Source organism: Clavibacter tessellarius, assembly GCF_001618005.1.
Classification (GTDB): Bacteria; Actinomycetota; Actinomycetes; order Actinomycetales; family Microbacteriaceae; genus Clavibacter; species Clavibacter tessellarius_A.
Map to the genome: position 1 here is coordinate 1 of NZ_LQXA01000012.1, position 2555 is coordinate 2555.

The 2555-nt window shown below is 77.8% G+C and carries 4 protein-coding genes; 1 reads left to right on the forward strand and 3 read right to left on the reverse strand.

Annotated features, from left to right (window positions below; translation table 11 throughout):
• The 3 genes from AWH51_RS02210 to AWH51_RS02220 all read right to left on the reverse strand — a co-directional run.
• The coding region (locus AWH51_RS02210) for a DUF202 domain-containing protein (protein ID WP_131798095.1) at positions 1-223 on the reverse strand (223 nt) is incomplete at its 3' end.
• Positions 220-588: a YidH family protein gene (locus AWH51_RS02215; RefSeq protein WP_063070510.1), complete on the reverse strand. Its 369-nt coding sequence runs from the start codon at positions 586-588 to the stop codon at positions 220-222. The genes AWH51_RS02210 and AWH51_RS02215, both read right to left, overlap by 4 nt.
• Positions 585-1562, reverse strand: coding sequence for a DMT family transporter (locus AWH51_RS02220; RefSeq protein ID WP_063070511.1), 978 nt, complete (start codon positions 1560-1562; stop codon positions 585-587). Before AWH51_RS02220 ends, AWH51_RS02215 begins: the two co-directional genes overlap by 4 nt.
• Before the next feature lie 71 nt (positions 1563-1633).
• On the opposite strand from AWH51_RS02220, the gene AWH51_RS02225 reads away from it, so the two are divergent.
• Positions 1634-2555, forward strand: a 922-nt coding sequence (locus AWH51_RS02225; RefSeq protein WP_063070512.1) for a LysR family transcriptional regulator, incomplete at its 3' end; no start/stop codon positions are given.

A 2555-nucleotide genomic window follows, 5' to 3' on the forward strand; every position in this document is an offset into this window, starting at 1 on the left:
CCCGCCGGTAGCGGAGGTGCGCGGTCGCGAGCACGGCCAGGGCGGCGATCACGCCCGCCGCGGCGACGACCAGCCCGGCCGGCCCGAGGAGCGCCGGGAGCGCGCGGAGCCCGAACAGGGATCCGACGACGAGCGCGAGGGCCGTGCGGCGCCAGGCGAGGGCGGTGCGCTCGGGCTGGAGGCCAGGGTCGAAGGGGCGCCCGGCCGGGTCCGGCGCGCTCACGCGGTCAGCACGCCCAGCAGCACGAGCACGCCCGCGCCGACGACCGCGATCCCGAGGGGCAGCGACAGCGCGGCCGACGGCAGCGGGCGGTCCCGGCGGAGGGCGCGCTCGGTGCGCATCCAGCCGATCCACGCCTGGGCGGGCGCGGCGATCCCGGCGACGATCAGCACGAGCGACGCGGCCAGCCGGAACCCCGGCTGCAGCCCGAGCGCGAGCGCCTCGAGCGCGACGCCGCCGGCCAGGAGCGCGAGCGAGGTGCGGATCCAGGCGAGGAACGTGCGCTCGTTGGCGAGGCTGAAGCGCACGTCGGGCTCGGCGCCCTCGCGGTAGACGCGACGGGGGAAGCGGCGGTCGGGCGCGGTCATGCGGCGGGATGGGGCAGGCGCGGCGCCGCGTCGGGCTGGGGCATGCGCCCATCCTCGCGGGTTCCGGCGCGGGCGGCGTCGACGGATGCACGGTGCCGCCGCTCGATCGCCTGGCCCGCGTACGACGCCGCGACGATGAGCGCCGCGCCGCCCGCGCCGACCGGCCCGATCGCCTCGCCCGCCACCACCACGCCCACCAGCAGCGCCCACACCGGCTCGGTCCCCATGAGGATGCTCGCGCGCGACGCCGACGTGCGCCGCACCGCCCAGAGCTGCACCGCGAACGCGAACAGCGAGCACAGCACCCCGAGGAAGAGCACGCCGGCCCAGCCCCGGGCATCGAGCGAGGCGGCCGCCGCCGGCAGGTCGGGCCCCGCCAGCGCGGAGAAGAGGGCCGCGCAGACGCCCATCTGCACGAGGACCACGCCGAGGGACCCCTCGCTCCGCCCGCGCGTGAGGTGCCCGCTCGCGGTGACGTGCACGGCCCGCACGACGGCCGCGGCGATCACCAGCCCGTCGCCCGGCGTGGGCGCGCGCAGCCCGCCCTCGGAGACCAGCAGCGCGACGCCGACCACGGCCGCGACCGCGGCGACGAAGTACGACCGCGGCAGCCACGAGCGCGACGCGGCGCCCTCGAGGACGGGCGTCATCACGAGCGCCAGGCTGATGAGGAGGCCCGCGTTGGTCGCGCTCGTCAGGTGCACGCCCCACGTCTCCAGCCCGATGACGGCGGCCTGCGAGCAGCCGAGCGCTGCCGCGATCAGGAGGCCGCGCCCGCGGGGCAGCCGCTCGCGCCGGGCCAGGCAGACGATCCCGGTCGCGACCGCGGCGACGAGGAAGCGCAGCGCGACGGCCGCGGGCACGCCCGTCTCCGCCGCGAGGTCCTTGGCCGCGAGGAAGCTCGCGCCCCACACGGCCGCGACCGCCAGGAGCAGCAGGTCGACGACGGGTCCGGGACGGGTGGGGGAGGCCATGCCCCCACTGTCCGGCAGCAGACCCGGAAGATCGACGGGCATCGTCTTCATCGATGCGTTAGACAGGGCTCATGGATCCCGCCCGCCTCCGCCTCCTCCGCGAGCTCGGCGATCGCGGGAGCGTCGCGGCCGTCGCGGTCGCGATGCACGTGAGCGCGTCGGCCGTATCGCAGCAGCTCGCCGCGCTCCAGGCCGGCGTGCCCGTGCCGCTGACCGTCAAGCGTGGGCGGCGCCTGGCGCTCACGGAGGCCGGCGAGGCGCTCGCCGCGGCGTCGACGCGCGTGGACGAGGCGCTCGCCGCCGCCCGCGATGCCGTCGGGTCGTTCCTCGCGCACGACGACCGGGCCGTGCGCGTGTCCGCCTTCCACAGCGCCGGGCTCGCGCTCTTCGGGCCGCTGCTCGCGGAGCTGGCGGGCGCGGAGGGATCCGGGGCGGGCGGATCCGGGGCGGGCATCCGGGTCTCGCTCGCGGACGCCGACGTGGCGCAGGGCGACTTCGCGGGCCTCACCGCGGATCACGACCTCGTCGTCGCGCATCGCCTCCCGCACGATCCGCCGTGGCCGACCGCCCGGCTCGTGGTGGTTCCCCTGCTGGTGGAGCCGCTCGACATCGCGCTCCACGCCGGGCACGCGCTCGCGTCGTCGGCGGCGATCACGCCGGAGATGCTGCGCGACGAACGGTGGATCTCCACGCACGCGGGCTTCCCGCTCGCGGGCGTGCTCGACCACCTCGGCGCGCTCATCGGGCAGGCGCCGCGCATCGTGCACCGCGTCAACGAGTTCTCGGTGGCGGCGCAGATCGTGCGGGCCGGCGACGCCATCGCCGTGATGCCGCGGACGACCGGCGCGCCGCTCGCGGTCGACGGGATGGTGCTGCGGCCGGTCGTCGGCGCGCGGCTCGTGCGGCACGTCGATGTGCTCGCCCGGCCGGACGCGCTCGCGCAGGCGCCGGTCCGCGTGGTGCTGGCGGCGCTGCGGCGGGTGGCGGATGCGG